At 62.7% G+C, this 26,663-nt stretch carries 24 protein-coding genes; 19 read left to right on the forward strand and 5 right to left on the reverse strand.

Going from position 1 to position 26,663, the window contains the following annotated elements; genetic code table 11:
• Positions 1 to 2,271 carry a putative bifunctional diguanylate cyclase/phosphodiesterase gene (locus EO094_RS15780; RefSeq protein ID WP_128293866.1) on the reverse strand — a complete coding sequence of 757 codons (2,271 nt, stop codon included), beginning with the start codon at positions 2,269 to 2,271 and terminating at the stop codon, positions 1 to 3.
• 185 nt (positions 2,272 to 2,456) lie between these two features.
• Here EO094_RS15780 and ispH point away from each other — a divergent pair, with 185 nt between their 5' ends.
• From ispH to EO094_RS18510, 7 genes are all read left to right on the forward strand, one after another.
• Positions 2,457 to 3,416: a 4-hydroxy-3-methylbut-2-enyl diphosphate reductase gene (gene ispH / locus EO094_RS15785; protein WP_128293867.1), complete on the forward strand. Its 960-nt coding sequence runs from the start codon at positions 2,457 to 2,459 to the stop codon at positions 3,414 to 3,416.
• 219 nt (positions 3,417 to 3,635) lie between these two features.
• Complete coding sequence (gene bchI / locus EO094_RS15790; protein WP_128293868.1) at positions 3,636 to 4,661, forward strand: magnesium chelatase ATPase subunit I; 1,026 nt, start codon at positions 3,636 to 3,638, stop codon at positions 4,659 to 4,661.
• Between the two features lie 13 nt (positions 4,662 to 4,674).
• Complete coding sequence (locus EO094_RS15795) at positions 4,675 to 6,480, forward strand: magnesium chelatase subunit D (RefSeq protein ID WP_128293869.1); 1,806 nt, start codon at positions 4,675 to 4,677, stop codon at positions 6,478 to 6,480.
• A gap of 63 nt (positions 6,481 to 6,543) precedes the next feature.
• A complete protein-coding gene (gene bchO / locus EO094_RS15800) occupies positions 6,544 to 7,437 on the forward strand; it encodes an alpha/beta fold hydrolase BchO (protein WP_128293870.1) in 894 nt (297 codons plus the stop codon).
• 125 nt (positions 7,438 to 7,562) lie between these two features.
• The gene (locus EO094_RS15805; RefSeq protein WP_246008564.1) at positions 7,563 to 9,056 is read left to right on the forward strand and encodes a phytoene desaturase; all 1,494 of its coding nucleotides are present in this window, start codon (positions 7,563 to 7,565) and stop codon (positions 9,054 to 9,056) included.
• Entirely contained in the window at positions 9,037 to 10,095 is a 1,059-nt protein-coding gene (locus EO094_RS15810) for a phytoene/squalene synthase family protein (protein ID WP_128293872.1), read from the forward strand. The genes EO094_RS15805 and EO094_RS15810 overlap by 20 nt, the downstream gene beginning before the upstream one ends.
• A 39-nt stretch (positions 10,096 to 10,134) precedes the next feature.
• A complete protein-coding gene (locus EO094_RS18510; RefSeq protein ID WP_164879672.1) occupies positions 10,135 to 10,293 on the forward strand; it encodes a hypothetical protein in 159 nt (52 codons plus the stop codon).
• Between the two features lie 240 nt (positions 10,294 to 10,533).
• Here EO094_RS18510 and EO094_RS15815 read toward each other — a convergent pair whose 3' ends face one another.
• Entirely contained in the window at positions 10,534 to 11,457 is a 924-nt protein-coding gene (locus tag EO094_RS15815; RefSeq protein ID WP_128293873.1) for a carotenoid 1,2-hydratase, read from the reverse strand.
• Positions 11,397 to 12,938: a 1-hydroxycarotenoid 3,4-desaturase CrtD gene (gene crtD, locus EO094_RS15820; RefSeq protein WP_128293874.1), complete on the reverse strand. Its 1,542-nt coding sequence runs from the start codon at positions 12,936 to 12,938 to the stop codon at positions 11,397 to 11,399. The genes EO094_RS15815 and crtD overlap by 61 nt, the downstream gene beginning before the upstream one ends.
• A 110-nt stretch (positions 12,939 to 13,048) precedes the next feature.
• Here crtD and EO094_RS15825 point away from each other — a divergent pair, with 110 nt between their 5' ends.
• The 12 genes from EO094_RS15825 (at position 13,049) to pufC (ending at position 24,495) form a co-directional block, all read left to right on the forward strand.
• Positions 13,049 to 13,921, forward strand: a complete 873-nt coding sequence (locus EO094_RS15825) for a polyprenyl synthetase family protein (protein WP_128293875.1) — start codon at positions 13,049 to 13,051, stop codon at positions 13,919 to 13,921.
• A 39-nt stretch (positions 13,922 to 13,960) separates the two neighbouring features.
• Complete coding sequence (locus EO094_RS15830) at positions 13,961 to 15,106, forward strand: methyltransferase (RefSeq protein WP_128293876.1); 1,146 nt, start codon at positions 13,961 to 13,963, stop codon at positions 15,104 to 15,106.
• A gap of 93 nt (positions 15,107 to 15,199) precedes the next feature.
• Positions 15,200 to 16,138 (forward strand): chlorophyll synthesis pathway protein BchC, encoded by a 939-nt coding sequence (gene bchC / locus EO094_RS15835; protein WP_128293877.1) that lies wholly within the window; start codon positions 15,200 to 15,202, stop codon positions 16,136 to 16,138.
• Positions 16,135 to 17,148, forward strand: coding sequence for a chlorophyllide a reductase iron protein subunit X (locus EO094_RS15840; protein ID WP_246008565.1), 1,014 nt, complete (start codon positions 16,135 to 16,137; stop codon positions 17,146 to 17,148). Before bchC ends, EO094_RS15840 begins: the two co-directional genes overlap by 4 nt.
• Before the next feature lie 138 nt (positions 17,149 to 17,286).
• Positions 17,287 to 18,834 (forward strand): chlorophyllide a reductase subunit Y, encoded by a 1,548-nt coding sequence (gene bchY / locus EO094_RS15845; RefSeq protein WP_128294306.1) that lies wholly within the window; start codon positions 17,287 to 17,289, stop codon positions 18,832 to 18,834.
• A complete protein-coding gene (gene bchZ / locus EO094_RS15850) occupies positions 18,834 to 20,291 on the forward strand; it encodes a chlorophyllide a reductase subunit Z (protein WP_128293878.1) in 1,458 nt (485 codons plus the stop codon). Before bchY ends, bchZ begins: the two co-directional genes overlap by 1 nt.
• 81 nt (positions 20,292 to 20,372) lie before the next feature.
• Positions 20,373 to 20,603, forward strand: a complete 231-nt coding sequence (locus EO094_RS15855; RefSeq protein WP_128293879.1) for a hypothetical protein — start codon at positions 20,373 to 20,375, stop codon at positions 20,601 to 20,603.
• Positions 20,604 to 20,734: 131 nt separating this feature from the next.
• The gene (gene pufB, locus EO094_RS15860) at positions 20,735 to 20,959 is read left to right on the forward strand and encodes a light-harvesting antenna LH1, beta subunit (protein WP_128293880.1); all 225 of its coding nucleotides are present in this window, start codon (positions 20,735 to 20,737) and stop codon (positions 20,957 to 20,959) included.
• Positions 20,960 to 20,971: 12 nt separating this feature from the next.
• The gene (gene pufA, locus EO094_RS15865) at positions 20,972 to 21,157 is read left to right on the forward strand and encodes a light-harvesting antenna LH1, alpha subunit (protein ID WP_128293881.1); all 186 of its coding nucleotides are present in this window, start codon (positions 20,972 to 20,974) and stop codon (positions 21,155 to 21,157) included.
• 126 nt (positions 21,158 to 21,283) lie between these two features.
• Positions 21,284 to 22,108, forward strand: a complete 825-nt coding sequence (gene pufL, locus EO094_RS15870) for a photosynthetic reaction center subunit L (protein ID WP_128293882.1) — start codon at positions 21,284 to 21,286, stop codon at positions 22,106 to 22,108.
• A 15-nt stretch (positions 22,109 to 22,123) separates the two neighbouring features.
• A complete protein-coding gene (gene pufM / locus EO094_RS15875; RefSeq protein WP_128293883.1) occupies positions 22,124 to 23,104 on the forward strand; it encodes a photosynthetic reaction center subunit M in 981 nt (326 codons plus the stop codon).
• The gene (gene pufC / locus EO094_RS15880; RefSeq protein ID WP_128293884.1) at positions 23,101 to 24,495 is read left to right on the forward strand and encodes a photosynthetic reaction center cytochrome PufC; all 1,395 of its coding nucleotides are present in this window, start codon (positions 23,101 to 23,103) and stop codon (positions 24,493 to 24,495) included. The genes pufM and pufC overlap by 4 nt, the downstream gene beginning before the upstream one ends.
• A gap of 118 nt (positions 24,496 to 24,613) precedes the next feature.
• Here pufC and EO094_RS15885 read toward each other — a convergent pair whose 3' ends face one another.
• Positions 24,614 to 24,844: a hypothetical protein gene (locus tag EO094_RS15885; protein ID WP_128293885.1), complete on the reverse strand. Its 231-nt coding sequence runs from the start codon at positions 24,842 to 24,844 to the stop codon at positions 24,614 to 24,616.
• 588 nt (positions 24,845 to 25,432) lie between these two features.
• Positions 25,433 to 26,644: a 5-aminolevulinate synthase gene (hemA, locus tag EO094_RS15890; RefSeq protein ID WP_128293886.1), complete on the reverse strand. Its 1,212-nt coding sequence runs from the start codon at positions 26,642 to 26,644 to the stop codon at positions 25,433 to 25,435.
• Positions 26,645 to 26,663: the final 19 nt, after the last annotated feature.

Here is a 26,663-nt window from a genome sequence, read left to right on the forward strand (position 1 = left end):
TCAGGGGTATGTCGGCTGCCGTGTCTCCTCAAAGTAGGCAAGAGCCTGCGGATTTGCAGGAATCGTCAGCGTCTCGCCACCTGAGCGGGAGTGAAACGCGGCGAGGAACGTGGGCACGTCCTCGGCTGGCATCGGGCGGGCGAAGTAGTAACCTTGGGCTTCGTCGCACTTCATCTCCCGCAAGATCGCCAGCTGGTCGGCATCCTCCACACCTTCTGCGACCACTTTCATTCCAAGACGCACGCCGAGTGTGACGATGGCGTGGACGATGGCACCGTCACTCGTGCCACGCAGAAACGACTTGTCGATCTTCAGCCGGTCGATCGGAAACTGATTGAGATGGGTGAGGGAGGCGTAGCCCGTTCCAAAATCGTCGAGCGCGATCTTGATGCCCGCAATATGGAGGGCGCGCAGAGCATCCCCGACCATTTCGGCACTCCACCCCATATAGGTGTTTTCCGTCACCTCGAGGACGAGGCGGGAAGGGGGAACCCCTGCGGCCGCGAGCTTGTCCAGAATCACCTCGGTGAGATTGCCGGTGCGAAACTGTGCCGATGAGAGATTGATGGCCACGCGGCTGAATTCGACACCCTCGTCGAGCCAGCGCCGCATCTGCTCGATGGCGCTGTCGAAAGCGAGCTCGCCGAGTTGATGTCCGCATTCCGTATCCTCGAATGCGGCGATGAAGGCTGCGGGCGTGAGCAGACCTTTGCTGGGGTGCTCCCACCGCATCAGCGCCTCAAGGCCGGTCACCTGACAGGGCTCCGCAAGACTGACAGTCGGCTGATAGAAGAGCTTGAAATGGTTCTGCTTAAGGCTGCTGCGCACATCATGCATGAGCTCGGCCTTGCGCTCCACGGCAAGGCGCATCCAGGGTTGGAAGCCGATCAGGCGATTGCGCCCTGTAAGCTTCGCCCGAAAAAGCGCGATGTCGGCGTTCTTCAAGAGATCCGTCGGGTTTTCATGATGCTGGGGACACATCGCCGCTCCGGCGCTGGCCGTGATGGAGAAGTTGCGTCCGTCATGCTCGACGGGATGGCGAAGTGATTCCATCACCCGCTCGACGGCTTTGTGGATGTCGGCGGCCGTTTTGATGCCGGGCATGATGATGGCGAATTCGTCGCCGCCGAGGCGCGCGACCGTGTTGTCTTCTCCAAAGACGCGCTGGAGCCGTTCTGCAATCAGGCACAGAAGCTGGTCGCCCGCGTCGTGACCGAGCGTGTCGTTGACGGTCTTGAAGTGATCGAGATCGAGCATGATGAGCCCGACGCTCGTCCGGCTTTGCCGCGCATGATCTATGGTGTCCGACAAGCGCTCATGAAACAGGGCCCGGTTGGGAAGCCCCGTCAGGCCATCGCGGAAGGCGAGTCGCTCTATTTCGGCATTGTGCTGGTGTTGTTCGGTCACGTCCTGGACGCTGCCGATCACATGCGCGACCCTGCCTTCGCTCCACTCGGCTTCGGCAAGGCACCGAATCCAGCGTCGATGGCCTTTAACAGTGGTGATTTCGACTTCACGATCGAAGCGTTTGCCTGCCTGAACCAGGGCCGTCACGGCCTGATGCGCCTCTGTGTCGCTCGCGCTCGAGAGTGTCTGTTTGAAGAACTCGCGCGTTGGATTGACCCGGCGATCAAGCTCGAAGATGCGGTACATCTCCTCCGACCAGGTCAGGCTGTCGTTGCGCACATCGAGTTTCCAGCTGCCGACTTTGGTCAGGCGGGTGGCCTGTGCCAGGAGCCTCTTCTGACGGCGCAGATCGATGATGGTGCGCCTGCGCGACAATTCGTTCATGGCGAGCGCGGCAAGCATCGCAAGTCGCACTCTTTCGCCCGCTGAAAAGCGACGCGGCCGGGTGTCGATGAGACAGAGCGTACCCACGGCAACGCCGGGGCGTACGATGAGAGGCGCTCCCGCATAAAAACGCAGATGACGCCGCTGTACCCATTCGTTGCTGTGAAACCGTGGATCCTGCAGGGCGTCTTCTACGATGAGGACGTCATCGGACAGGACTGTCCAGCTGGAGATCGCGTCGCTGCGTGGAATCGGGCGATCACCAGCCCCACAGCTTGCGAGGACGACTTCCTCGTTCGCGTCCATGAGCGTGACGAATGCAAGCGGAACCTCAAACAGGCTGTGTGCGAGAGCGCAGATCTCGTCGAGGGCCTTTTCCGAACCGCCATCGGCAAAACGATAATGTAGAACTTCCTGGAGCCGTTCCTGCTCATTGGCCGGGCAGGGGCACATCGCCTCCTGTATCTGTGCGGCCGTCATGATGTTGTCCTCTTGGTTCCCCCGAGCCAAACCTGCCGGCAAGCAGTAAAAGCTTTGTCCACTTTTTGAGATAAAGGGGAGTTAATCGCTCGGCGCAGACGCTGTCCGGGCGACGGCAATCCGTCACAGTGTCAAACCGACGTGACACATTACGCCGTCCGCGTAGATTGCCTATAAAGAGGCTTATGGCGACAGGACGGTCTTTGAGGGTGATCCTAGCCCAGCCACGCGGTTTCTGCGCGGGCGTCGAACGTGCGATCACGATCGTGGAGCGCGCGCTCTCGCTTTATGGCCCGCCGGTCTATGTGCGCCACCAGATCGTTCACAATCAGCACGTTGTCGACACGCTCAAAGCCCGCGGCGCTGTTTTCGTGGAGGAGACGGACGAGATTCCGGACGGCTCCATCACCGTCTTCAGCGCCCATGGTGTGTCCCGTGCGGTTGCCAATCGTGCCGCGGCCAAGAAGCTGGACGTCATCGATGCGACATGTCCGCTCGTGCAGCGAGTGCAGAGGGAAGGTCGCCGCTACGCCGAGCAAGGCTACGACGTGGTGCTCATCGGTCACGCCGGTCACGCCGAGGTGGAAGGCACGCGTGGCCAGATCGACGGTCGCCTCCATATCCTGGCGACGCCCGATGCGGTGGCTGAGATCGATGTCGCGGACCCTGAGCGCGTGGCTTACATCACTCAGACGACCTTGAGCCTGCTCGACACGCGCAACGTCATCGCCGCTTTGAAGGCACGCTTTCCTTCGATCGTCGGGCCGGAGACGTGCAATATCTGTTATGCGACGCAGAACCGGCAGACCGCAGTGCTGGAGCTTGCCGCAAGCGTCGAAAAGCTGGTGGTGGTGGGCTCCGCCAACAGCTCCAATTCAAGCCGGTTGCGCGAACTCGGAGAGGCGTCGGGTATTCCGAGCTATCTGATCGAGGCCCCGCAAGAGCTTGATCCAGCATGGCTTCGCAATGTCGATCGGCTCGGCGTCACGGCCGGCGCTTCGGCACCGGAGGCGAGCGTACAAGCGGTGCTGAACTGGCTGCGAACTTTCCGCACACTTCATGTAGAAACCCTGGACGGAATCAAAGAAAAAGTTCACTTCAAACTGCCTCAGAGACTTCTTCGAGAGGCTCTGGCCGATGCCTGAGCCTTGCTGGCGGAAAGCTTGATTTTGCATTCCTGGCTTGTGAGGATGGTGTTTCATCTGGCGTCTCTCTTTCGAAAAAGTCTCAATCCTTTCATGAACCTGGGCGAGCGCTTTGGCGCCAGCCCGTCGTTGTCCGGCCCGGTGTAAGCCTGTCGGATGTTGAGCTGCGAAGCTGACATTTCGGGCGCGTATCGGCCCAAGCCGCAAGGTTGAACACACATGGCAATGCCGTTTCCCTTCTCCGCCATCGTCGGCCAGGACGAAATGAAGACAGCGCTGCTTCTGGCGGCGATCGACCCTTCCATCGGCGGTGTCCTCGTTTTTGGTGATCGTGGCACCGGAAAATCGACGGCCGTGCGCGCCCTGGCGGCTTTGCTGCCGAAGATGCGCGTCGTCGTGGGCTGCCCCTATGGCTGCGATCCCGCCAATCCAGGCGCTTTTTGCGACAGCTGTAAGGAGAAAGCGGCGGAAGGCGACCTGAAGACGCGCCAGGTCCCGGTACCGGTGATCGATCTGCCGCTCGGAGCGACCGAAGACCGTGTGGTCGGGGCGCTCGATCTCGAACTCGCGCTCACAAAGGGTGAAAAGGCGTTCGAGCCCGGTCTTCTGGCCCGCGCCCATCGCGGCTTTCTGTATATCGACGAAGTGAACCTTCTCGAGGACCACCTCGTCGATCTTCTGCTCGATGTGGCGGCTTCTGGCGAGAACGTCGTCGAGCGCGAAGGTTTGAGCGTTCGCCATCCTGCCCGCTTCGTGCTCGTAGGCAGCGGCAATCCGGAAGAAGGCGAGCTGCGTCCGCAGCTTCTCGACCGTTTCGGTCTGTCCGTCGAAGTGAAGACGCCGACGGATCTGCCGACCCGTATCGAGGTGATCCGCCGTCGCGACACGTATGAACATGACCCCGCTGCGTTCGTCGAGCACTGGAAGCGCCGAGACGGCAAGCTGCGTTCACGTCTGACCGCGGCGCACAAGCGTCTTGGCGACGTGTCCGTGCCCGACAAGGCTTTGGAGCGCGCGGCCGAATTGTGCATGGCGCTTGGCACCGACGGTTTGCGGGGCGAGCTGACGCTGATGCGGGCTGCTCGCGCTCTTGCGGCTTTCGAAGGTGACGCGGAAGTGGGCGACAAGCATTTGCGTCAGGTGGCGCCACCGGCACTCCGACACCGCTTGCGGCGCAACCCGCTCGACGATTCCGGTTCCTCCGTGCGCGTCGATCGCGCCCTGGAGGAGCTTTTCGGCGCTTAAGGGTGTAACGGTGATGAGAGAGCGCTCAGCAGAAGATCCGATTTGGGGGGATGCGCTTCTTGCGGCGGCACTTTTTGCTGTTGCCCCGGCGCAGCTCGGCGGTGCTGCGATACGCTCTCTCGCAGGGCCGGGCCGCGATGCCTGGCTTGAAACCTTGCGCGCGCTTCTGCCCGATGAGGCCCCCATGCGCCGGGTGCCGCTGCATGCCAGCGAGAGCCGTATTCTGGGCGGACTGGATCTGACGGCGACCTTGCGCGCCGGGCGTCCGGTGGCCGAGCGCGGCATCCTCGCCGCAGCCGATGGCGGCGTCGTCGTTCTCGCCATGGCGGAACGCATGGAGCTGAACAAGGCCGCCCATCTCGTCGCCGCGCTCGATGCCGGTGAAGTCGTTTTGGAACGCGATGGTTTGGCGTTGCGGACGCCGAGCCACTTCGGTGTCGTCGCCCTCGACGAGGGCTTGTCGGAAGAGGAGCGGCCGCCCGCCGCGCTCATGGACCGTCTCGCTTTCCATATCGATCTTTCCGGCGCCACCCTGCGGGACCTGGAGCCTTCGATCGTGACGGCCGAAGAAGTGACGGTCGCCGCTGCGCGTTACAGCGCCGTCTCGCTTTCAGACGACGCGCTGCAGGCGCTTTGCACGACGGCGATGGCACTTGGAATCGGTTCTCTGCGCGCACCGCTGCTGGCCGCACGGGCCGCAAAGGCGCACGCAGCCTTGTGCGGGGAGGATTCCGTCAGCGAGGTGGATCTGCAGACGGCCGCTCGTCTCGTTCTGGCGCCACGCGCCACGATGATCCCGCAAATCGAGGATCCGGAGGACGAATCCACCGAGGAACAACCGCCCGAGCCGCAGGAACCTCCAGAAGAAGCCGAGCAGAAGGACGAATCTGAGGCCAAGGACAAGCCGCTCGACGACGTGATCCTGGAAGCCGCGCAAGCCGCCATTCCTCCGGGCCTTCTTGCGATGTTGAAGATGGGGCTCGACCGGCACAGCCGCGGCGCCTCTGCGGGCGGTAAGGCGGGCGCGCAAAAACAGTCGAAGACGCGCGGCCGTCCGATCGGCACACGGCAGGGCGATTTGCGTGACGGGATGCGTCTCAACGTCGTGGAGACGTTGCGCGCGGCCGCGCCCTGGCAGCCGATCCGCAGGACTGCGCGCGGTGAGGTGCTCGAGCCCGGCAAACGTCCGGCGCGCGTCGAGGTGCGGCGCGACGATTTCCGCATCTCGCGTCACAAGGAGCGGTCGGAGACGGCCACGATCTTCGTCGTCGATGCCTCGGGCTCGGCGGCTTTACACCGCCTCGCCGAGGCCAAGGGCGCCGTCGAGCTCCTCCTGGCCGATTGCTATGTGCGTCGCGATCAGGTGGCGCTGATCGCCTTTCGCGGACGTGAGGCGGAGCTTCTTTTGCCGCCGACGCGGTCTTTGACGCGCGCCAAACGCAGCCTCGCGGGGCTGCCGGGCGGAGGCGGCACGCCGCTCGCGACGGCGATCGATGCGGCCGCGGCGCTCGCTGATAGCGTCAAGCGCAAGGGTCAGACGCCGAGCATCGTGTTCTTGACCGATGGACGCGCCAATATCGCGCGTGATGGCGAGCCGGGTCGTCCCCAGGCCGAGGAGGATGCGTTGGCCTCTGCCAGGGCCTTTCGTCTGGCTGGATTTCGCGCCGTCCTCGTGGATACGTCGCCACGGCCGCAACCGAAGGCGGAGAAGCTTGCCGGGGAAATGGCTGCGATCTATCTGCCTTTGCCCTATGCGGATGCCGAGGGCCTCTCGCAGGCGGTGCGCGCCGTATCCTCCAATGTGCCGGCGGCGGCATAGTCCGCCCGAGGCGCGGCGAGGAAAAAGTGCGGGTGGTGGAGTGAGCCGAGGGCGATTCGTCGGATGACCAGGAAGGTCGACTGGGAAAAGGAAGGCCGCAATTGGCCGAACCGTGCCGCGAGCCGCTTTGTCGAGGCGGCAGGGCTGCGCTGGCATGTGCAGCAGATGGGGGAGGGACCGTCGCTCGTGCTCCTTCACGGCACCGGTGCGACGACCCATTCCTGGGGATCGATCCTTCCGCTCCTGGCTGAACGATTTTCCGTGACGGCCATGGATCTGCCGGGGCACGGATTTACCTCAACGCCGGCGGCTCATCGGCTGTCGATGCCGGGAATGGCCGATGCGGTCGCTGGCCTCCTCGATGCTCTTTCCGTCCGTCCGACCATCGTCGCCGGACATTCGGCGGGCGCGGCCATCCTGATGCGTATGGATCTCGATGGGCATTTGGATTCCGATCTCCTGATCAGCCTCAACGGAGCTATTCTCCCTCTCTCGGGGATGGCAGGTCAGTTCTTCTCTCCAGTGGCGAAGATCCTGGCGCGCACGTCTTTGTCCGCGCGCTTTTTTGCCTGGAGTGCCGATCGGGACGAAAACGCCGTCAAACGGTTGATCGACGGAACGGGCTCGAAACTGAGCCAGCAGGACATCGACTGGTACGAGATGCTCGCCCGCAACACTGGTCACGTCTGGGCGGCGATCAATATGATGGCGAATTGGGAGCTCGGGCCGCTGGAGCGGGATCTGCCGAAGCTCAAGACGCGGCTCGTTCTCGTCGCCGGCGGTGAGGATGGTTCCATTGATCCCTCCACCGCGTTTCGTGTCAAAGACATTCTGCCCTCTGCCCGGGTCGAGTATCTGCGCGGTCTCGGGCATCTCGCGCATGAGGAAGCGCCGCGGCAGGTGGCCGACCTCATCTTCCGTTTGGTCCTGGAAGAAACGCGGGTTTTCGACGCCTGAGGTGGGGTGATGGGCCGGAATTGTCGCGGTCATGATGGCTTGCGCCGCGTTGCGCCAAATGGCCTCTCAGGTGTACATGTCAGTTTATGTTGACACGTGCTTCAGCTTCAAACCCGGTCGCTGAGATGGCGGAGCGTCGCCCGCATGCGATCGTCATTGGCAGCGGCTTCGGTGGTCTTGCTGCAGCCATCCGTCTCGGTGCTCGAGGATACCGCGTAACGGTTCTCGAGAAGCTCGATCAGCCGGGCGGTCGCGCCTATGTCTTTCGCCAGGACGGCTTCACCTTTGACGCCGGGCCGACGATCGTCACGGCGCCGTTTCTCTTCGAGGAACTCTGGCGCCTCGCCGGACGCGAGTTTGCCGACGACATCACGCTGAAGTCATTGAGCCCGTTCTATCGGCTAATTTTTGCCGACGGCACGACGTTCGAAGAGTTTTCCGATCCCGATGTCATGCGCAAGGAAGTGGCGCGCATCTCTCCGGAGGACGTGGAAGGCTACGACCGTTTCATGGCCGAGAGCGAGGCGATCTTCCGCGTCGGGTTCGAACAGCTTGCGCATGTGCCCTTCGGCTCCTTGCTCGATATGGCAAAGGTGCTGCCGGACTTCGTGCGGCTGCAGAGTTTCCGTAGCGTTTATTCCTGCGTCTCGCGCTATGTGAAAGATGAGCGCCTGCGCATCGCGCTGTCCTTCCATCCGCTCTTCATCGGCGCCAATCCCTTCCGGACCACGTCGATCTACGCCATGATCACCTTCCTGCAGCGGCATTGGGGGGTGCATTTCGCCATGGGCGGAACGGGCGCGCTGATCGAAGGGATGGCAGGCCTGGTTAAGCATCAGGGCAACGACATCCGTCTCAATGCGGAGGTCGACGAGATCCTGGTCGAGAATGGGCGCGCCTGTGGGGTGCGTCTCGCCTCGGGAGAGACGATCGCCGCCGATGTCGTCGTCTCCAATGCGGATTCGGCCTTCACGTATCGCAAGCTCTTGCGCAGCGTGAAGCGGCGTCGCTGGACCAACGAAAAGATCGATCGTGCGCGCTATTCGATGAGCCTCTTCGTCTGGTATTTCGGCACCGATCGCACCTATCCAGACGTCGCGCATCACACGATCCTCCTCGGCCCGCGCTACCGGGAATTGCTGAGCGACATCTTCGACAAGAAGCGTCTCGCGCCAGATTTCAGTCTCTATCTGCACCGGCCGACGGCGACGGATCCTTCGCTGGCGCCTGCTGGATGCGACGCGTTTTACGTGCTCTCGCCGGTTCCGCATCTCGGCGGCAACACGGACTGGCGTACTGAAGCGGAAGCTTATCGCCAGACGATCGAAGAGCATCTGAGCAAGACCGTCTTGCCGGACCTCAAATCGCATGTCGTCAGTTCGCGCATGACGACGCCTTTGGACTTCCGCAACCGGCTCCTGTCGCTCAATGGCGCCGCCTTCGGGCTGGAACCCGTTTTCACGCAAAGCGCCTGGTTCCGTCCTCACAACAAGAGCGAAGAGGTGGACCGTCTTTATCTCGTGGGTGCAGGTACGCATCCGGGAGCCGGACTGCCGGGTGTTCTCTCTTCCGCCCGAATTCTCGATGAGGTCGTCCCTGATGCTGCCGCACTGGCCTGAGCAACGTCTGGCCACACCCGCCGATCACGCCGCCTGTCGCGAGCTCATTCGCACGGGCTCGCGCACTTTTTTTGCGGCATCGCTTCTTCTCCCTCCGGCGGTGCGCGCGCCCGCTTATGCGCTTTATGGCTTCTGCCGCCTTTCCGACGATGCCGTGGATCTGTCGAACGGCAAGGCGGAGGCGCTCGACCGTCTGCGTGCCAGGCTCGATGCGGCCTATGCGGGCCGCCCCGCGGCCGTTCCTGCGGACCGTGCCTTTGCCGAGATGGTTCTTTGCTATGGCCTGCCGCGTGCTCTGCCGGAAGCGTTGCTCGACGGTTTTGCTTGGGACGTCGAGGGGCGCCGTTACGAGACGATCGGCGAACTCAACGCTTATGCAGCACGTGTCGCCGGCACGGTCGGCGCCATGATGACGGTGCTGATGGGCGAGTGCGATTATCCGGTCCTGGCGCGCGCCTGTGATCTCGGCGTTGCAATGCAGCTCACCAATATCGCCCGCGATGTCGGCGAGGATGCGCGCGCAGGCCGTATCTATCTGCCGCTCGAGTGGATGCACGAGGCTGGCATCGATCCCGATCTCTGGCTGGATAACCCGACATTCTCTCCCGAGCTCGGCAGCGTCATTCAACGGCTCCTCGATTATGCCGACGTGCTTTACCTGCGTGCTGCGAGCGGTATCGCACGGTTGCCGTGGCGATGCCGGCCCGCCATCAGGGCTGCGTGTTATCTTTATGCCGAGATCGGACGTGAGCTGGAGCGCAGGGGACTCGATTCGGTGTCGAGCCGCACCGTCGTTCCCGCCTCCCGAAAGGCCTTTCTGCTTGCGTGCTGCGCGGCCGGTCGATCGGCACAGGAGCATCTGGTGTTCGCACCGCTTCCGGAGACACGCTTCCTTGTGGAAGCGGCCGCTGCCTCGTCAGCCTATCCATTCCGGGATATGCCGGTGCGGCGGCGTGGCTTCGGCGAGCAGGCAGAATGGGTGATCGACCTCTTCGCTCAGCTCAACGAGAGGGAAGCGACGGGCCGTATTCGCCTCTAGGGCAGCTGCGGCTGCCCATCTTTGCCTCGGGGGGAGAGCATGGACGCAACGACGATCGTCCTGACCGAACTCATCTTTTTCTTCGGCGGCGTCCTCGTCTTCGGCATTTGGCAGATCGTTTCGGTGCGTCGCGCGGACAGGCAAGCAAAGCTTGAGGAAGAGAGCAAGCAGGCACTCGACCGGCGGCCGCCGCGCTGAGCGATATCGGCCGCTGTTCCCCGCGCGCGCCAGGCCTTTGGTGAAACCTTCACGAAGAGCAGGGAGAGGAAAATGGGTGAAATGGCATTGTTGCCGTCGCTGACGTTGATGACGCTCGGCGGCCTGATCGCGTTGGCGATTGTCTTCGTCGTCTACAAAATGAAGAGCCGCCGACCGCGTTGAGGCGCATCGGCAGTGCCGGCGACAAGCTCGTCGCCGGCGCCTTTTCTGCGTTGACGCTCAGCGCAGCCGCGGCATGCGGAAGGGCAGCAGCATCTTCACCCATCTAGTTTTGAAGCGGTCGAGCGACAGGCTTTCGTGCACGGCTTTGACCGGGGCGCCTGCCAGATGCGTCGCCACGAGAGAGCGGGTGTAGAACGGCGTGTCCTCGAACGTGTCGAGCACGCGCGCCTCGCTGCCGACTTCGCAATGCGTGCTGCGCGCAACGCGCCAAAGTGTCCAAGGCAGCGGAGCGGGGGCGGGAACGTCGAAATCCCGGGCATTGCCTTCACGGTCGAAGAGAAGCGCCAGGGTCTTGTTGCCTCCGCGTCGCCGCTGCATGTCGTAGAGGATCGCAGCGCCTTCCGGATGCGCGGAGCGCGACCAGTCCCACTGGCGAAAACCGTCTTCCAGCGGTTCGCTGCCCCAGTTGGAATCAAGATACGCCTCGCCCTGCCAGACGCGCGACGGCTTTTCCATCGCCACCTCTGCATGGCCGCAAGGTCCGATAGGCCACCAGAAATGCTTGCCCGCTTCGTCGAGCTGATAGGGGCCGGGAGTGACCGCATGCGGGGTGATTTTCACCGTACCCTTGAGGCTTGTGGGGATCGGCACCGTGGTCTCGTCGATTCGAATCGTGAGCGTTTGCCCGTCCCACGAAAGCGCGCTCGGTCCGATGACGAGTGCATCAGGACCCTGCTGCAGGCGTCCGCGGCCGCGTTCGGTAAGCGACCAGCGCTTGCCGCCGTCGCCGTACAAGGCGACGTTCAATCCGCAATGATCTCTGGGATCCGTCTCGCCGCGGTCCCGCGCCCAGGCGTAATAAGGTGAGAAGACGGAGCCGATGAAGGCGATGATGGTCAGCCCCTGGCGACCATCCTCGCTCAGCGCATCGATGTACCACCAGCGATAGCCGCGGGGCGGGACCGTTGTGTCGAAGCACAATCGTCCATCAGGCTCGTGGCGGCGATCTTGCCCGACAGCGCCGCCATCGGAACGCCCGCTCCCGGATGCACGCTGCCCCCGGCCAGATAGAGCCCTTTCAGCTTCGTTCGCGCCCCCGGCCTCTCGAACGACGCCTTCCATCCGTGTGACGCCTGTCCGTAGAGGGCTCCCCCCGTCGCCGGGAAAAGCTGATTGAATCCCTGCGGCGTCGTGATCACCGTCGCCTCTGCGCTGTGTTTGATCGTCAGGCCGCATTTTTCCATGAGTTGGAACGTCTGTGTCTCGCATGCCGCGATCTCGCTGTCGGTGAGGGGCGCGCTGTCGCCGCGCGCTGGTGCGTTGATGAGGCAAAACAGGCGCTCAGGTCCAGTCGCGACAGAGGCCGCGCTGTCGTCGCGATCTTGAGCGCAGAGATAGGCTGTCGGAACGTCTGGCGGACGTCCGGCTTTAAAAATGCGCTCGAACTCGCCCTCGTAATCGTTTGAAAAGAATACGTTGTGGCGAATGAGTGGGAAGCCCGCTGCCTCCGCCGTCATCGCCCAGGTGATGGCAGAGAGGGAGCGTTCGGCCGAGGCCGGGAGGCTGATGGCGCGGCGAGAAGCCTCACCGCCGAGCCCTGCCGCAAGCGCTGCGACATCTCCGTTGAAGATGACGGCATCGGCTTCCAGGCGTTCGCCCGACGCAAGAGCGACCCCTGTTGCTCTTCCTCCGGCGGAAAGGACTTCCGTGACCGTTTCTCCATAGAGGAACTGCGCGCCCTTGGCCTCCGCGAGGCGGGCGAAGGTTTCCGCCACTTCGTGCATGCCGCCATCGACCAGCCACACGCCCTCCTGTTCGACATGGGCGATCAGCATCAAGGTGGCGGGTGACGAAAACGGCGAGGAACCGCAATAGGTGGCGTAACGGCCGAAGAGCTGCTTGAGGCGCGGATCTTTGAAGTAGTCACCGAGTGCTTGCCACATTGTCGTGAACGGGCTGATCTGCATGAGCCCCGGCAGGCCGAAGAGACCGACACCGCGAACGAGACTTTCGACGCTCGGCCGCGGCGTGCGGATGAAAGGTTCGTCGAGCGTTTCGAAGATGCGTTTGGCCCGCTTGCAAAAGCGGCGATATCCGCGCCCTTCTTCGGGGCCGGCAAAAGCTGAGATCGCTTCGGCGCTTTCGTCGATGTCGGCGAAGAGGTCGAGACGCTCCTCTGCGCTCCAGGCGTGACGGGCGAGGATCGATAAGGGTTTAAGCGAAAGCGCATCGCCGAGACTGACACCGGCATCTGCGACGATCTCCTCGAAGAGACCTCGCATCGTGAACACGGTCGGACCTGCGTCGATCCGGCGGCCTCCGGCTGCGACTTCTCGCATCTTGCCGCCAGGCGCGTTTTCTTTATCCACGACCGTCACGGCGCAGCCTTTGGCAGAGAGGATGAGGGCCGCCACAAGGCCCCCGATCCCGGCCCCGACGATCACCACCCGTTCGCTGCCCACCGCGACATTTACTCCTACATGACTTTGTTGACTTCAGGCTAGCATCTGTCCATCGTAATTGACACTCCCTGTGACAATAGGGACTTACAGACAGCGCGAAGGGGGGCGTTATGGAAGCCTTGGTCCGCATCGAGCAGGCGCTCGACATGGCTGTGGCCTATGCCGAAGCACCAGGGGCCCCGCCACAATTGGCGCAGGCGATGCGCTATTCTGTGTTTCCGGGCGGCGCACGTATCCGTCCGCGGCTTTGTCTTGCTGTTGCGCATGCCTGCGGTGACGACGAGCCTGATCTTTCCAATGCGGCAGCGGCTTCGATCGAACTCTTCCATTGCGCGTCGCTTGTTCACGACGATCTTCCTTGCTTCGACGATGCAGAATTGCGGCGTGGCCGTCCTTCGGTCCACCGTGCCTTCGGCGAGCCGCTGGCGGTTCTTGCTGGCGACGCTCTCATCGTTCTTGCTTTTGAGACGCTGGCGCGGGCAGGAGCCTGCGCCCCTCAGCGGCTCGCCGGTCTCACTTTGACGCTCGCCCGCTCGGTCGGCATGCCGACCGGAATTATCGCCGGTCAGGCGTGGGAAAGCGAGCCGCGGGTGTCTGTCTCCGATTATCAGCGGGCGAAGACGGGGTCGCTCTTCGTGGCCGCGACCGCGGCGGGCGCTCTCGCCGCAGGCGCCGATCCGGCGCCGTGGCGCGCGCTCGGTGATCGCCTTGGGGAGGCCTATCAGGTCGCCGACGACATCGGTGATGCGGTCGCTGCCGAGGAAGACAACGGCAAGCCGGTCGGGCGGGATATTGCTTTGGGGCGCCCGAGTGCGGTCGTTCAGCTCGGTCTCGCCGGAGCCATGGAGCGCCTGCGTGATCTCGTGAAGGGCGCGGTCGCCTCGATCCCGGAGTGTCAGGGGTCCGACGAGCTCAAAGCGCTCGTGATGTCGGAATCGACACGGCTCGTACCGAAACAGCTCTCCGATCGCGTCGCCGCCTGAGCCGGCGAAAAAATCGAAGGCAACCGGGTCGGCCGCAAGATGAAGGCCTCGAAACTGCGCGCATCGGTACTCGACCGGGTCTACGCCCTGCGGGACCGTCTGGTTGGGAGCAAGGAATTTCGCGAGCGTGCCTCGCGCAATCTCCTGACGCGCCCGGTTGCGCAGCACAATGCGCGTTCGCTTTTCGATCTCTGCGCGGGGTTCGTTTATTCGCAGGTTCTTTTCGCCTGCGTGCGGCTCGACCTGTTTCGGATTCTTTCCGAGGGGCCCCAGGATCTCGCAACGCTCGCCAGACGGTTGAAGCTTGAGGAGAGCGAGGCGCGCCGGCTTTTGCGGGCGGCCGCGTCTTTGGGGCTCGTCTCCGTTCGCGGCGAGGCGCGTTACGGTCTTGGCACCCTCGGCGCTGCCATGCTCGACAATCCGGGTGTTGCCGCGATGGTCGAGCACCATGCGCATCTTTATGCCGACCTCGCGGATCCGGTGGCCCTGTTGCGGGGCGACGCGCAGGAGAAGCGGCTTGCGCGATACTGGGCCTATGCCGAGGCCGACGATCCGCGCGCTCTGCCAGCGGAAGCGATCGACGAATACACAGCCTTGATGGGCGCCTCGCAGGCTATGATCGCCCAGGAGGTGCTGGCGACGAATGCGCTCGCCACACGGCGGCGTCTCCTCGATGTCGGCGGTGGCGACGGCACTTTCCTGATGGAAGTGGCGAAGCGGGTTCCCGATCTTCAGTTGATGCTGTTCGATCTGCCGAGCGTCGCTGCCCGTGCCGAAGCGCGCTTCGCCCAGGCGGGGCTGGGCCAGCGCGCCGCCGCCGTCGGAGGGGATTTCCTGCGCGAACCTCTGCCGCTTGGTGCCGATGTCATTTCGCTCGTACGCATCTTGCACGATCATGACTATGCGTCGGTGATGACGCTTTTGCGCGCCGCGCACGCTGCGTTGCCACGCGACGGCATGCTGTTGATCGCAGAACCGATGGCCCCGGTACCGGGCCGGGATGCCGCTGCGGAGGCTTATTTCGGCTTCTATTTGCTCGCCATGGGCAGCGGTCGGCCGCGCGCGGTCGGCGAGCTTCAGGCCATGTTGCGGGAGGCGGGTTTTGCGCGTTCTCAGCAGCTTGGAACGCCGACCCCGGTCTTGGCGCGCGCTTTGGTCGCCTTCCGTGATGGGGCGACTGTGTAAATCTAGCTTGACGTATTGATGGGTCAAGCTAGACTTACACTCCATAAAACGCGCCAAAACAGAAGCGTGAACACACATTTAGGAGAGGCCGGTTTGAACACTCTCGCCGTCGTTCTGGAACAGCCTGAGCATCTTGCTCTTAAGGAAGTCGCGCTTGTGACGCCTGGCGCGGACGACGTTGTCGTGGATGTGGAGTGGAGCGGCATCTCGACGGGTACGGAGCGTTTGCTCTGGTCGGGGCGGATGCCGGACTTCCCGGGCATGGGATATCCGCTGGTCCCCGGATACGAATCCGTTGGACGGGTGAGCGATGCAGGCGAGGGGGCTCGCGCCAGAATTGGCGAGCGGGTCTTCGTGCCGGGGTCGCGTAGCTTTGCCGACGTACGCAGTCTTTTCGGTGGCGCCGCCAAGCGGCTGATCGTGCCGGCGGCGCGGGCCATCACCATCAAAGAAGATCTTGGCGAGCGGGGGACGTTGCTTGCTCTGGCCGCGACCGCATATCACGCGATCGCGGCCGAAGGGGCGAGAAAGCCGGATCTGATCATCGGCCACGGCGTTCTCGGACGTCTTCTGGCGCGCGTCACAGTGGCGCTCGATGCCGAGCCGCCCGTTGTCTGGGAGCGCAACGCCGAACGCGCAGAAGGTGCACTCGGCTATGTCACCATCGATCCGGAAAAGGATGTTCGGCAGGATTATCGCGCGATCTATGACGTGAGCGGCGATTCGACGATCTTGGATCGGCTGATTGCGCGTCTTGCTCCCGGCGGTGAGATCGTCCTCGCCGGTTTCTATTCCGCACCGCTGTCTTTCACCTTCCCGCCGGCATTCCTGCGCGAGGCGCGACTGCGCGTCGCGGCCGAATGGCGCGAGCCGGATCTGGTGGCGGTCAAGGAATTGGTGGAAACGGGGCGCCTGTCGCTCGACGGTTTGATCACGCATCGCTGCCCGGCGCAGGACGCCGACGGCGCCTATCGAACCGCATTTGGCGATGCCGCCTGTCTCAAGATGATTCTGGATTGGAGAGCTGCATGACCCTTGACGTCAACGCGCCAGGCCCCAACCGCCGTGGAATGCAAGACTATCTGCGGGACGAGGCGGCGATCGAGCCTGATCCGGTTGCGACGGGTCCCGTAACGCGCGAGACCCAGATTATCGCCATCTATGGAAAGGGCGGCATCGGCAAGAGTTTCACGCTCGCCAACCTCTCGTACATGATGGCGCAGCAGGGGAAGAGGATTCTCCTGATCGGCTGTGACCCGAAGAGCGACACGACCTCGCTGTTGTTCGGTGGGCGCGCCTGCCCGACGATTATCGAGACCTCGGCGGTCAAGAAAGCCGCCGGTGAAGAGGTCAAAATCGGCGACGTCTGCTTCAAGCGCGACGGCGTCTTCGCCATGGAACTCGGCGGTCCGGAAGTCGGGCGTGGCTGCGGCGGTCGCGGCATCATCCATGGCTTTGAGCTTCTGGAAAAACTCGGCTTCCACGATTGGGGGTTCGATTACGTCCTGCTCGATTTCCTGGGCGACGTGGTTTGCGGCGGCTTCGGTCTGCCGATTGCGCGCGACATGTGCCAAAAGGTCATCGTCGTCGGCTCCAACGATCTGCAGTCGCTCTACGTCGCCAACAACGTCTGCAATGCGGTCGATTACTTCCGCAAACTCGGCGGCAATGTCGGCGTGGCCGGCATGGTGATCAACAAGGATGACGGGACCGGGGAGGCGGCCGCCTTTGCCGAAAAGGTCGGCATCCCGATTCTTGCCGCCATCCCTGCGGATGAGGACATCAGGCGCAAGAGCGCTGCTTATCAGATCGTCGGACGCCCCGGTACGCAATGGGCGCCGCTTTTCGAAGGGCTCGCGACCAATGTCGCCGAGGCACCTCCGATGCGGCCGGATCCGCTCAGCCAGGAGGATCTTCTCGGTCTCTTCAAGAGCGACGAGGTCGGGCGCGACGTGGTCTTGGAGCCAGCCACCATGGAAGACATGTGCGGCAAAGCTGCCCAAGAGAAACCGTCGCTCGAAGTGATATACGACACAGTGTGACAGCCGTCTTGGGGGGCTAAGACGATGGCAGATACCGAAGACCGGAAAGGTGGGGACCGCAAGACGACGGAAGTCGTCTACGACGGTGCCGCTGCCACGCCGACGGCGAATGATCTCGCCGCGGCGTCCGGGACCGGTATGCCCGCTCCAGGTGAAAGCATGACGAAAAGCCCCTCGAACGCTCCGTCTCCAGAAGGGGACGGCCTTGGTTGCCACGGCGGTCAGGCCGAAATGCGCGCTGCAGCCGAAAAAGCCGGCCAGAGCGAGATTCTCGAACGTTACGCTGCCGATTATCCGAAGGGTCCTCACGACCAGCCGCAATCTATGTGTCCGGCCTTCGGCTCGCTGCGCGTCGGTTTGAGAATGCGTCGCACGGCGACGGTCCTCTCGGGTTCCGCGTGCTGCGTCTATGGCCTGAGCTTCGTCTCGCACTTCTATGGCGCGCGTCGGACCGTCGGCTACGTGCCCTTCGATTCGGAGACGCTCGTCACCGGCAAGCTCTTCGAAGATATTCGCGAAGCGGTCCATAAGCTCGCGGATCCCGAGAAATACGACGCCGTCATCGTCACCAATCTCTGCGTGCCGACGGCTTCCGGCGTGCCGCTCAGGCTTTTGCCGAAAGAAATCAACGGTGTGCGGATCATCGGCATCGATGTGCCGGGGTTCGGTGTGCCGACTCATGCAGAGGCGAAAGACGTCCTCTCGGGTGCCATGCTGCGTTATGCACGCACCGAGGCGGAGCTTGGTCCCGTTCAGGCGCCGCGTGGCGGGCCGAGCGACAAGCCGACCGTGACGCTTCTTGGCGAAATGTTCCCGGCCGATCCCGTGGGTCTTGGCATGATGCTGGAGCCGCTCGGTCTTGCCGCCGGCCCGGTCGTGCCGACACGCGAATGGCGCGAGCTCTATGCCGCGCTCGACTGTGCCGCGGTCGCCGCGCTTCATCCGTTCTATACGGCGAGCATCCGAGAGTTTCAGGAAGCGGGGCGCCCGATCGTCGGCTCCGCACCGGTCGGCCATGATGGAACGGCCGCCTGGCTCGACGCGATCGGCGAGGCGTGTGGCATCTCCCGCGACTGTGTCGACCAGACGAAGAATCGCTTCCTGCCGATGATCAAGGGCGCACTGGCGAATGCTCCGATCAAAGGGCGCGTGACGCTTTCCGGCTACGAAGGCTCTGAACTTCTCGTCGCACGGCTTCTCCTCGAGAGTGGGGCGGATGTGCCCTATGTCGGCACGGCCTGCCCGAAGACACCTTATTCGGCTGCCGACCGCGAATGGCTCGAGGCCCGCGGCGTTCACGTTGAATACCGCGCGTCGCTTGAAAAGGACATTGCCGCGGTCGAGGAATTTCGGCCGGACCTCGCCATCGGCACGACACCAGTCGTGCAGAAGGCGAAGGAGATGGCGATCCCGGGTCTCTATTTCACCAACCTCATTTCGGCGCGGCCGCTGTTCGGTGTCGCGGGCGCCGGCTCGCTTGCGCAGGTCGTCAACGCTGCGATCGGCAACAAGGCTCGCTTCGACGAGATGCGCGAGTTCTTTGAGGGCGTCGGCCACGGCGATAGCGCCGGCTTGTGGGAAGAGATTCCCGCCGACCATTCAGATTTCCGCCGCAAGGAACTTGCCAAAGCGGAGAAAGCTCGGAAGGCCGCAGACCCGAAACGGGTCGCGGAATCGGTGGTCTGATGCTGGTCCTCGATCACGATCGCGCCGGCGGCTATTGGGGCTCCGTCTACGTTTTTACCGCGATCAAAGGGCTCCAAGTTGTCATCGACGGCCCGGTCGGCTGTGAGAACCTGCCGGTCACCTCGGTCCTGCATTACACAGATGCCTTGCCGCCGCACGAATTGCCGATCGTTGTCACCGGGCTGTCTGAAGAGAATCTCAACCAGACCGGCACGGAAGGCGCGATGCGCCGGGCGCATGAAACGCTCGATCCCGCGCTCCCTGCCGTCGTGGTGACAGGTTCGATCGCCGAGATGATCGGTGGCGGTGTGACGCCGGAGGGGACGAATCTCCAGCGCTTCCTGCCGCGTACGATCGATGAAGACCAATGGCAGAGCGCCGACCGCGCGATGACGTGGCTCTGGAATCAGTTTGGCGCCAAGAAGGGCAAGATGCCGAAGGCACGCGCCCGCAAGGAAGGCGACAAGCCCCGCGTCAACATCATCGGTCCGATCTACGGCATGTTCAACATGGCCTCCGACCTCGCCGAAATCAGGCGGCTGGTGGAGGGAATCGGTGCCGAGGTGAATATGGTCTTCCCGATGGGCAGCCATATCTCCGAGGTCGGCCGGCTTGTCGACGCGGACGTCAACATCTGCATGTACCGCGAGTTCGGCAGGCTCCTCTGTGAGGCGCTGGAAAAGCCCTATCTGCAGGCGCCGATCGGACTGCATTCGACGACGAAATTCCTGCGCGCCCTGGGCGAGCTTCTGGGTCTTGACCCGGAACCCTTCATCGCGCGCGAGAAACACACGACGATCAAGCCGATCTGGGATCTGTGGCGCTCCGTCACTCAAGATTTCTTCGGTACGGCGAGCTTCGCCATCGTCGCGAACGAGACCTATGCGCGGGGCGTGCGCCACTTCCTCGAATCGGAAATGGGCCTGCCTTGCACCTTTGCCTTTTCGCGCCGCGCGGGCGTCAAGCCCGACAACGAATCGGTGCGCGAATCGGTCAAGGAGAAGACGCCGCTCGTTCTGTTCGGCAGCTACAACGAACGCATGTATCTGGCCGAAATCGGCGCGCGCAGCGTCTACATTCCGGCCTCGTTCCCGGGAGCTATCATCCGGCGCCACACAGGCACGCCGTTCATGGGCTATTCGGGTGCGACGTATCTCGTTCAGGAAGTGTGCAATGCGCTTTTCGACGCACTCTTCCACATTTTGCCCCTCGCAAAAGACCTTGACGAGATCGATGCGACGCCTTCGCGGCTCCATGATGAGCTGCCGTGGGATGACGATGCCAAGAAGTCATTGGATTCATTGGTGGAATCGCAGCCGGTTCTGATCCGCATCTCTGCAGCGAAGAAGCTGCGCGATCAGGCTGAGCGCGAAGCCAGGCGCGTCGGCACGCCCCGCGTCACCATAGCATGTGTTCGTAGGGCTGCGACCGGTCTAAAAGAAGATCAGCTCGTATGACGGGGGGTCATCCGCAGCACGAAATCTTAACCGGACTGGCGCGGGGGCGCGCTGTCCGAAGAGTTTGATGTGGAGAGGCATATGGCTGCAATCGAAAAATCGAACGTAGCGCTGCTGCGGTCCAAAGAAGAGCGCGATTTCCGTCTCATCGTGATGGTGAGCTTCGCTTTCTTCCTGGTCGTTTGCATGATTGCGCGGCTTCTGCCGCCGCAATGGCGTCCTTTCTCGCCGGGACCGAATGGTCGCCGGTCGGTGATTGAAGAGGCGCGCGTCGCGGCCAACACGACGATCCCATTCGCTTTTATGCGCTAAGGCGCATTCGCTGGAATTCGTCCGGCATTGCTGGGCGGAGATGTGTCACGGCTTTCGTGTCGTGACCATTCCCTGCCGCGCGGGAGGTGCGCGGTAACGGCCGAAAGGCTGATTTTAACGAGGGTAGATCAATGGCTGAAATCGATAGGCCGGTCTCGCTGTCGGGTCTGACGGAAGGCGAGGCTCGCGAATTTCACGGTGTGTTCATGACCAGCTTCATGGTCTTTGTCGCCGTGGCAATTGTCGCTCACATTCTTGCTTGGATGTGGCGTCCTTGGATCCCGGGGCCGGAAGGCTACGCGTTCCTTCAAGACCTGCCGACGACCGCTTCGGCGTTCCTGTCAACTCTCGCATAGGGGGAGAGAGAAATGTGGAAAGTTTGGCTCCTGTTCGATCCGCGTCGCATGCTGGTCGCGCTGTTCACGTTCCTGTTCGTGCTGGCTCTGCTCATTCACTTCATTCTGCTGAGCACCGACCGGTTCAACTGGATGCAGGGCGCTTCGACGGCCCCGGCGCAGACCAGCCAGGTCGAGCTGATCACGCCGCTCGCCTAATCGACGAGACGGAAGGTTTTGCGAATGGCAGCGGACTGGGTTCCAGTCCGCTGGGATTTTCAGCCCGCTGCCATCTTCACGCAGGAGCGACTTCGCTCCTCGTCTCGTTGACCGGAGGATTGAGCAATGGCGATGCTCAGCTTTGAAAAGAGGTATCGCGTTCGTGGCGGTACGCTAGTCGGAGGGGATCTCTTCGACTTTTGGGTGGGGCCGCTTTACGTCGGCTTTTTTGGCGTAACGACGGTCTTCTTCTCAGCGTTGGGCACCGGGCTCATTCTCTGGGGCGCGGCGCTGGGACCGACCTGGAACATCTGGCAGATCAGTATTGCTCCGCCAGATCTTTCTTATGGCTTAGGCTTGGCGCCGCTCCGCGAGGGCGGGCTTTGGCAGCTCATTACCATTTGCGCCCTGGGCGCATTTGTTTCCTGGGCTCTGCGTCAGGTCGAAATCTCCCGCAAGCTTGGCATGGGCTATCATATTCCTATTGCCTATGGCTTTGCGGTCTTTGCCTACTTCACGTTGGTCGTCATCCGGCCCGTGTTGATGGGTGCGTGGGGGCACGGTTTTCCTTATGGCATCATGAGCCACCTCGATTGGGTGTCGAACGTCGGGTACCAGTACCTGCACTTCCACTACAATCCGGCTCACATGATCGCCGTCAGCTTCTTCTTCGCGACGACGCTCGCGTTGGCGTTGCACGGAGGCGTGATCCTTTCCGCCGTCAACCCGCAGCCTGGTGAGGCCGTCAAAGGCCCGGAGCACGAGAACACCTTCTTCCGTGATGTGGTGGGCTACTCCATCGGTTCGCTCGGCGTGCATCGTCTGGGATTGTTCCTGGCGCTGTCGGCAGCGTTCTGGAGTGCCGTCTGCATCGTCATCAGCGGTCCGTTCTGGACCCGCGGATGGCCCGAATGGTGGGGTTGGTGGCTCAACCTCCCGATCTGGAGCTAGGGCAGGGGGACTATTATGGCTGAGTACCAAAACATCTTTAACCGGGTGCAGGTCCACGGACCTGTCTACGCCGGTGTCCCGGTCGCTGGCTCTGCTACCGGTCGGGCAGGACAGCCGATTGTCTCCTATTGGCTAGGCAAGATCGGCGACGCACAGATCGGACCCGTTTATCTCGGGTTGTCCGGTGTCGCTTCGTTGATCTTCGGCTTCCTGGCCTTTGAGATCGTCGGTCTCAATATGCTGGCCTCGGTGAACTGGAGCCCGATTGAATTCGTGCGCCAACTGCCGTGGCTTGCGCTTGAGCCGCCGCCTGCCGAGCTTGGTTTCTGCGTGCTGTGTCCGCTCGACCAGGGCGGCTGGTGGCAGATGGCCGGCTTCTTTATGACGACGTCGGTTCTTCTTTGGTGGGTGCGCACGTACCGCCGGGCTACCGCGCTCGGTATGGGCACGCACGTTGCCTGGGCGTTCATGGCGGCGATCTGGCTGATGATTGTGATCGGCTTCTTGCGCCCGCTGCTTCTTGGCAGCTGGTCTGAGGCTGTTCCGTTCGGCATCTTCCCGCACCTCGACTGGACTGCGGCTTTCTCGATCCGCTACGGTAATCTGTACTACAACCCGTTCCACATGCTCTCGATCGTCTTCCTTTATGGCGCGACTCTTCTGTTCGCCATGCATGGCGCGACGATCCTGGCCGTGGGCCGCTTCGGCGGCGACCGGGAAGCTGAGCAGGTCGTGGATCGCGGTACTGCAGCGGAGCGCGCCGCGCTCTTCTGGCGCTGGACCATGGGCTTCAATGCCACCATGGAATCCATCCATCGCTGGGCCTGGTGGTTTGCGGTTCTTTGCCCGATCACCGGCGGTATCGGCATGCTTCTCACGGGTACGGTTGTCGACAACTGGTTCCTGTGGGGTATCAAGCACGGGCTCGTTCCCGCCTATCCGCAGGTCTTTGACGCCATTCAGGATCCGGCTCTTATGTCAGGAGGGGCGCAATGACCTTCACGATGAAAATGGCCGTTGCATTCTGCGTGCTAGTTGGCGGCCTGTTGCTGTTCACCCTTAATCTGCCGCAGCCGGATCATATCTGGCCTTTGGCACAGGGTACGCAGCTGGGTTACCGCGGCACCGGCATGCAGCAGATCAAGTCTGTTGAGGATCTGCGCAAGGCGGCGGACCAGATTCCCGATCCGTTCCCAGCGGTTTCGGCTGAAGGCCCCCGCGCTTCGGAAGTCTATGAGAACGTTCATGTTCTCGGTGATCTTTCGGAAGAGCAGTTCCTGCGTGTCATGACCGTGATCACGGAATGGGTGGCGCCGGAACAGGGCTGTGCCTACTGCCACGATGAAAACGACCTGGCCGCCGAGCGGCCTTACACCAAGATCGTGTCGCGTCGCATGCTTGAGATGACGCGCCACATCAATTCCGACTGGACGAACCACGTCGCCCAGACGGGTGTGACCTGCTACACCTGCCACCGCGGCAACCCTGTCCCGACCGAGATCTGGTTCAAGGACGAGGCTCCCACGAAGGCAGTCTATGCAGGCTACAGCCCGAACGGGCAGAACCATGCGAACGAAGTTGCCGGCCTGACGTCAATGGCTGCCAACCCGTCGGATGTGTTCCTGACCGGTCCGTCCAATCCTCGTATCGTTCCGACGACTGCTCTCCCGGCTAAGGGCAGCGGCCTCGGCGCGAGCATCAAGGATACGGAAGACACCTATGCGCTGATGATCCATCTGTCTGACGCGCTTGGCGTGAACTGCACCTACTGCCATGACAGCCGGTCGTTCATGTCTTGGAATGAGAGCAGCCCGCCGCGGCTCACGGCCTTCCACGGCCTTGACCTGGTGCGCGATCTCAATGCGAACTACCTCGTGCCGCTGCAGCCGGAATATCCGGCGATGCGCCTCGGCCCGACGGGAGACGCTCCCAAGGCGAACTGCGCGACCTGCCATCAGGGCGAGCCCAAGCCGCTTGGCGGTGCGCCGATGGTCCAGGATTATCCTGAGCTGATTTCCGCTCAGGTCTCCCCTGACCAGGCCCCAGCTGAGCAGCCCCAGGCTCCGGCAGAGCAGCCAGAGGCCCAGCAGCCCCAGGCTCAGCAGCCGGCCCAGCCTCAGGCTCCGGCTCAGCAGCCCCAGGCTCAGCAGCCGAAGGCGCAGCAGCCGGCTCAGCCCAAGGCCCCGGCTCAGCAGCCCCAGGCTCAACAGCCGAAGGCACAACAGCCGGCTCAGCCTCAGGCTCAGCAGCCGGCCCAGCAGGCCCCGTCTGGCGAGATGACGCCGCAGCAGCAGCTGATGCAGCAGCAGATGCAGCTGATGCAGCAGCAGATGGAGCAGATGCAGCAGATGCGCCAGCAGATGGAGCAGATGCAGCAAAATCAGTAAGACGGCGGCGTCTTCGGGCGCCTCCTGAACCTCGATCCGGGAGATGTCTCATCTCCCGGATTTTTTTTGTTTCGATTTCCTGCCGGACCGAGCGAGCAGCCAAAAGCGCAGCTTGAGCTCAAGCGACGTGAAGATCGGGAAGGGCGGCATAGAGCGGGATCGTCCGATCTCCGAGGCCGTTCCGGAACGTGCAAGAATTGCCGAGGTTGTCGTCCTTGGCGGTGAAGATCCCCGAAATTGCGAGAGGAGCCCCAGGCGGCCCATGACGCATCCAGCCATCACGACGGAGCCAATGGCCGGAGTTGTGGTGGGCGGAGCGTAACTCTGCGGCGCGCTTGAGAGGCGCCATCATGTGGCTCAGTTATAAGAGGACGGGGCTGAGTGTTGCTCGCTGGCTGCACGTGAGGCGGTCTGCGCGAACGCGACAATTCTGGCGATCGGACCGCGAGCGCTGACGCCGCTTTGGGTGAGGCATCCCGTTGCATGCATTCGTGGTCGCAGATGCCGTGTCAGGAAACGGCGAACGGTGCGGATTGCCTGCCGGATCACGCGAGGGGCACCGCTTGGCGCGAGGCGATCACTTGAATCAATCTTTGAAGTTCCTCCTCTAAGCGGCACAGAGAACGCGCCAGGGGCGTCGCCAAACATGAATCAAGACGTGAGCAGTTCCGGGCAAGTGATTCTTCAAAAAGGGTAACGACGGCATCAAAGGCTGCGGACGGGGGGGGGCGACGACACAGAGGACGGTCCGCTCCAGAGGTGCAACTGTCCAATCGGGTTAGGGCAAGCCTCAGATGGCGTGGTCCGCGATCTGCCGGAGAGTGCCGAAAGAGCCGGGACACGGCTCGCTCCCGTCCGGCAGGTTACATCTCGGCCGGCCGCAAAAAAAAGCGCCGGCGAGGGGCCGGCGCTTTGACAGACTTGCGACTAGGACAGGTCAGGCGGCGCGTTCGAGGCCGATCTCGGACCAAATCGCCTTCAAGGCGTTGATGAGGCGGTCGACGTCCCAGTCGGAATGAAGCGGCGAGGGCGTGACACGCAGCCTCTCCGTGCCGCGCGGGACGGTCGGGTAGTTGATCGGCTGCACATAGATCCCGTACTGCGTGAGAAGCCGATCGCTGATCTGCTTGCACAAAACGGCGTCGCCCACCATCACCGGAACGATATGGCTCTCGTTCATGAGGTGCGGCACGCCGATCTCGTCCAGGCGACGCCGAACCGTCGCCACGCGCTCCTTCTGTCTGTCGCGTTCGGCCTCGCTCGCTTTCAGATGCCGGATGGAGGCGAGCGCACCCGCCGCGACGGAGGGCGGCAGAGCGGTCGTGAAGATGAAGCCGGAGGCAAAGCTGCGAATAAAGTCGCAGAGGGCGGTGGAGGCTGCGATATAGCCCCCCATGACGCCGTAAGCCTTGGCGAGGGTACCCTCGATAACGGTCAGACGATGGGCGGCCTCGTCACGCTCGGAGATGCCGCCACCGCGCGGGCCGTAGAGGCCGACGGCGTGGACCTCGTCGAGATAGGTCATGGCTCCATGCGCATCGGCGACGTCACAGATCTCGGCGATTGGCGCGATATCGCCATCCATCGAATAAACGGATTCGAACGCGACGAGCTTGGGCCGAGCCGGGTCGATCTCGGCGAGCTTGCGGTTGAGATCTTCCGGATCGTTATGCGCGAAGATCATGCGGTCTGCGCGGCTGTGGCGAATGCCCTCGATCATTGAGGCGTGGTTCTTGGCGTCCGACAGGACGACGCAGCCCGGCAGCTTCGCGGCAAGTGTGCAAAGCGTGGCCCAGTTGGAGACGTAGCCTGAGGTGAAGACGAGGGCGCTCTCCTTGCCATGCAGGTCGGCGAGCTCGTTCTCCAGAAGCACGTGATAATGGTTGGTGCCTGATATGTTGCGCGTGCCACCGGCACCCGCACCGCAGCGATCGAGAGCGAGATGCATGGCGTCGATGACCAAAGAGTTCTGGCCCATACCCAGATAGTCGTTGGAGCACCAGACGGTCACCTCGGCCCGGCCGCGTTCGCGATAATGCGTGGCGCGCGGAAACTCGCCCGCATGACGCTCAAGATCGGCGAAGACCCGGTAGCGACCTTCGTGGCGCAACGCCTCGAGTTCCTGCCGAAAGAAATTTTCGTAATCCATGGATCGCCTCCCCAAATCC

The sequence above is a fragment of the Afifella aestuarii genome, assembly GCF_004023665.1.
Lineage (GTDB): Bacteria > Pseudomonadota > Alphaproteobacteria > Rhizobiales > Afifellaceae > Afifella > Afifella aestuarii.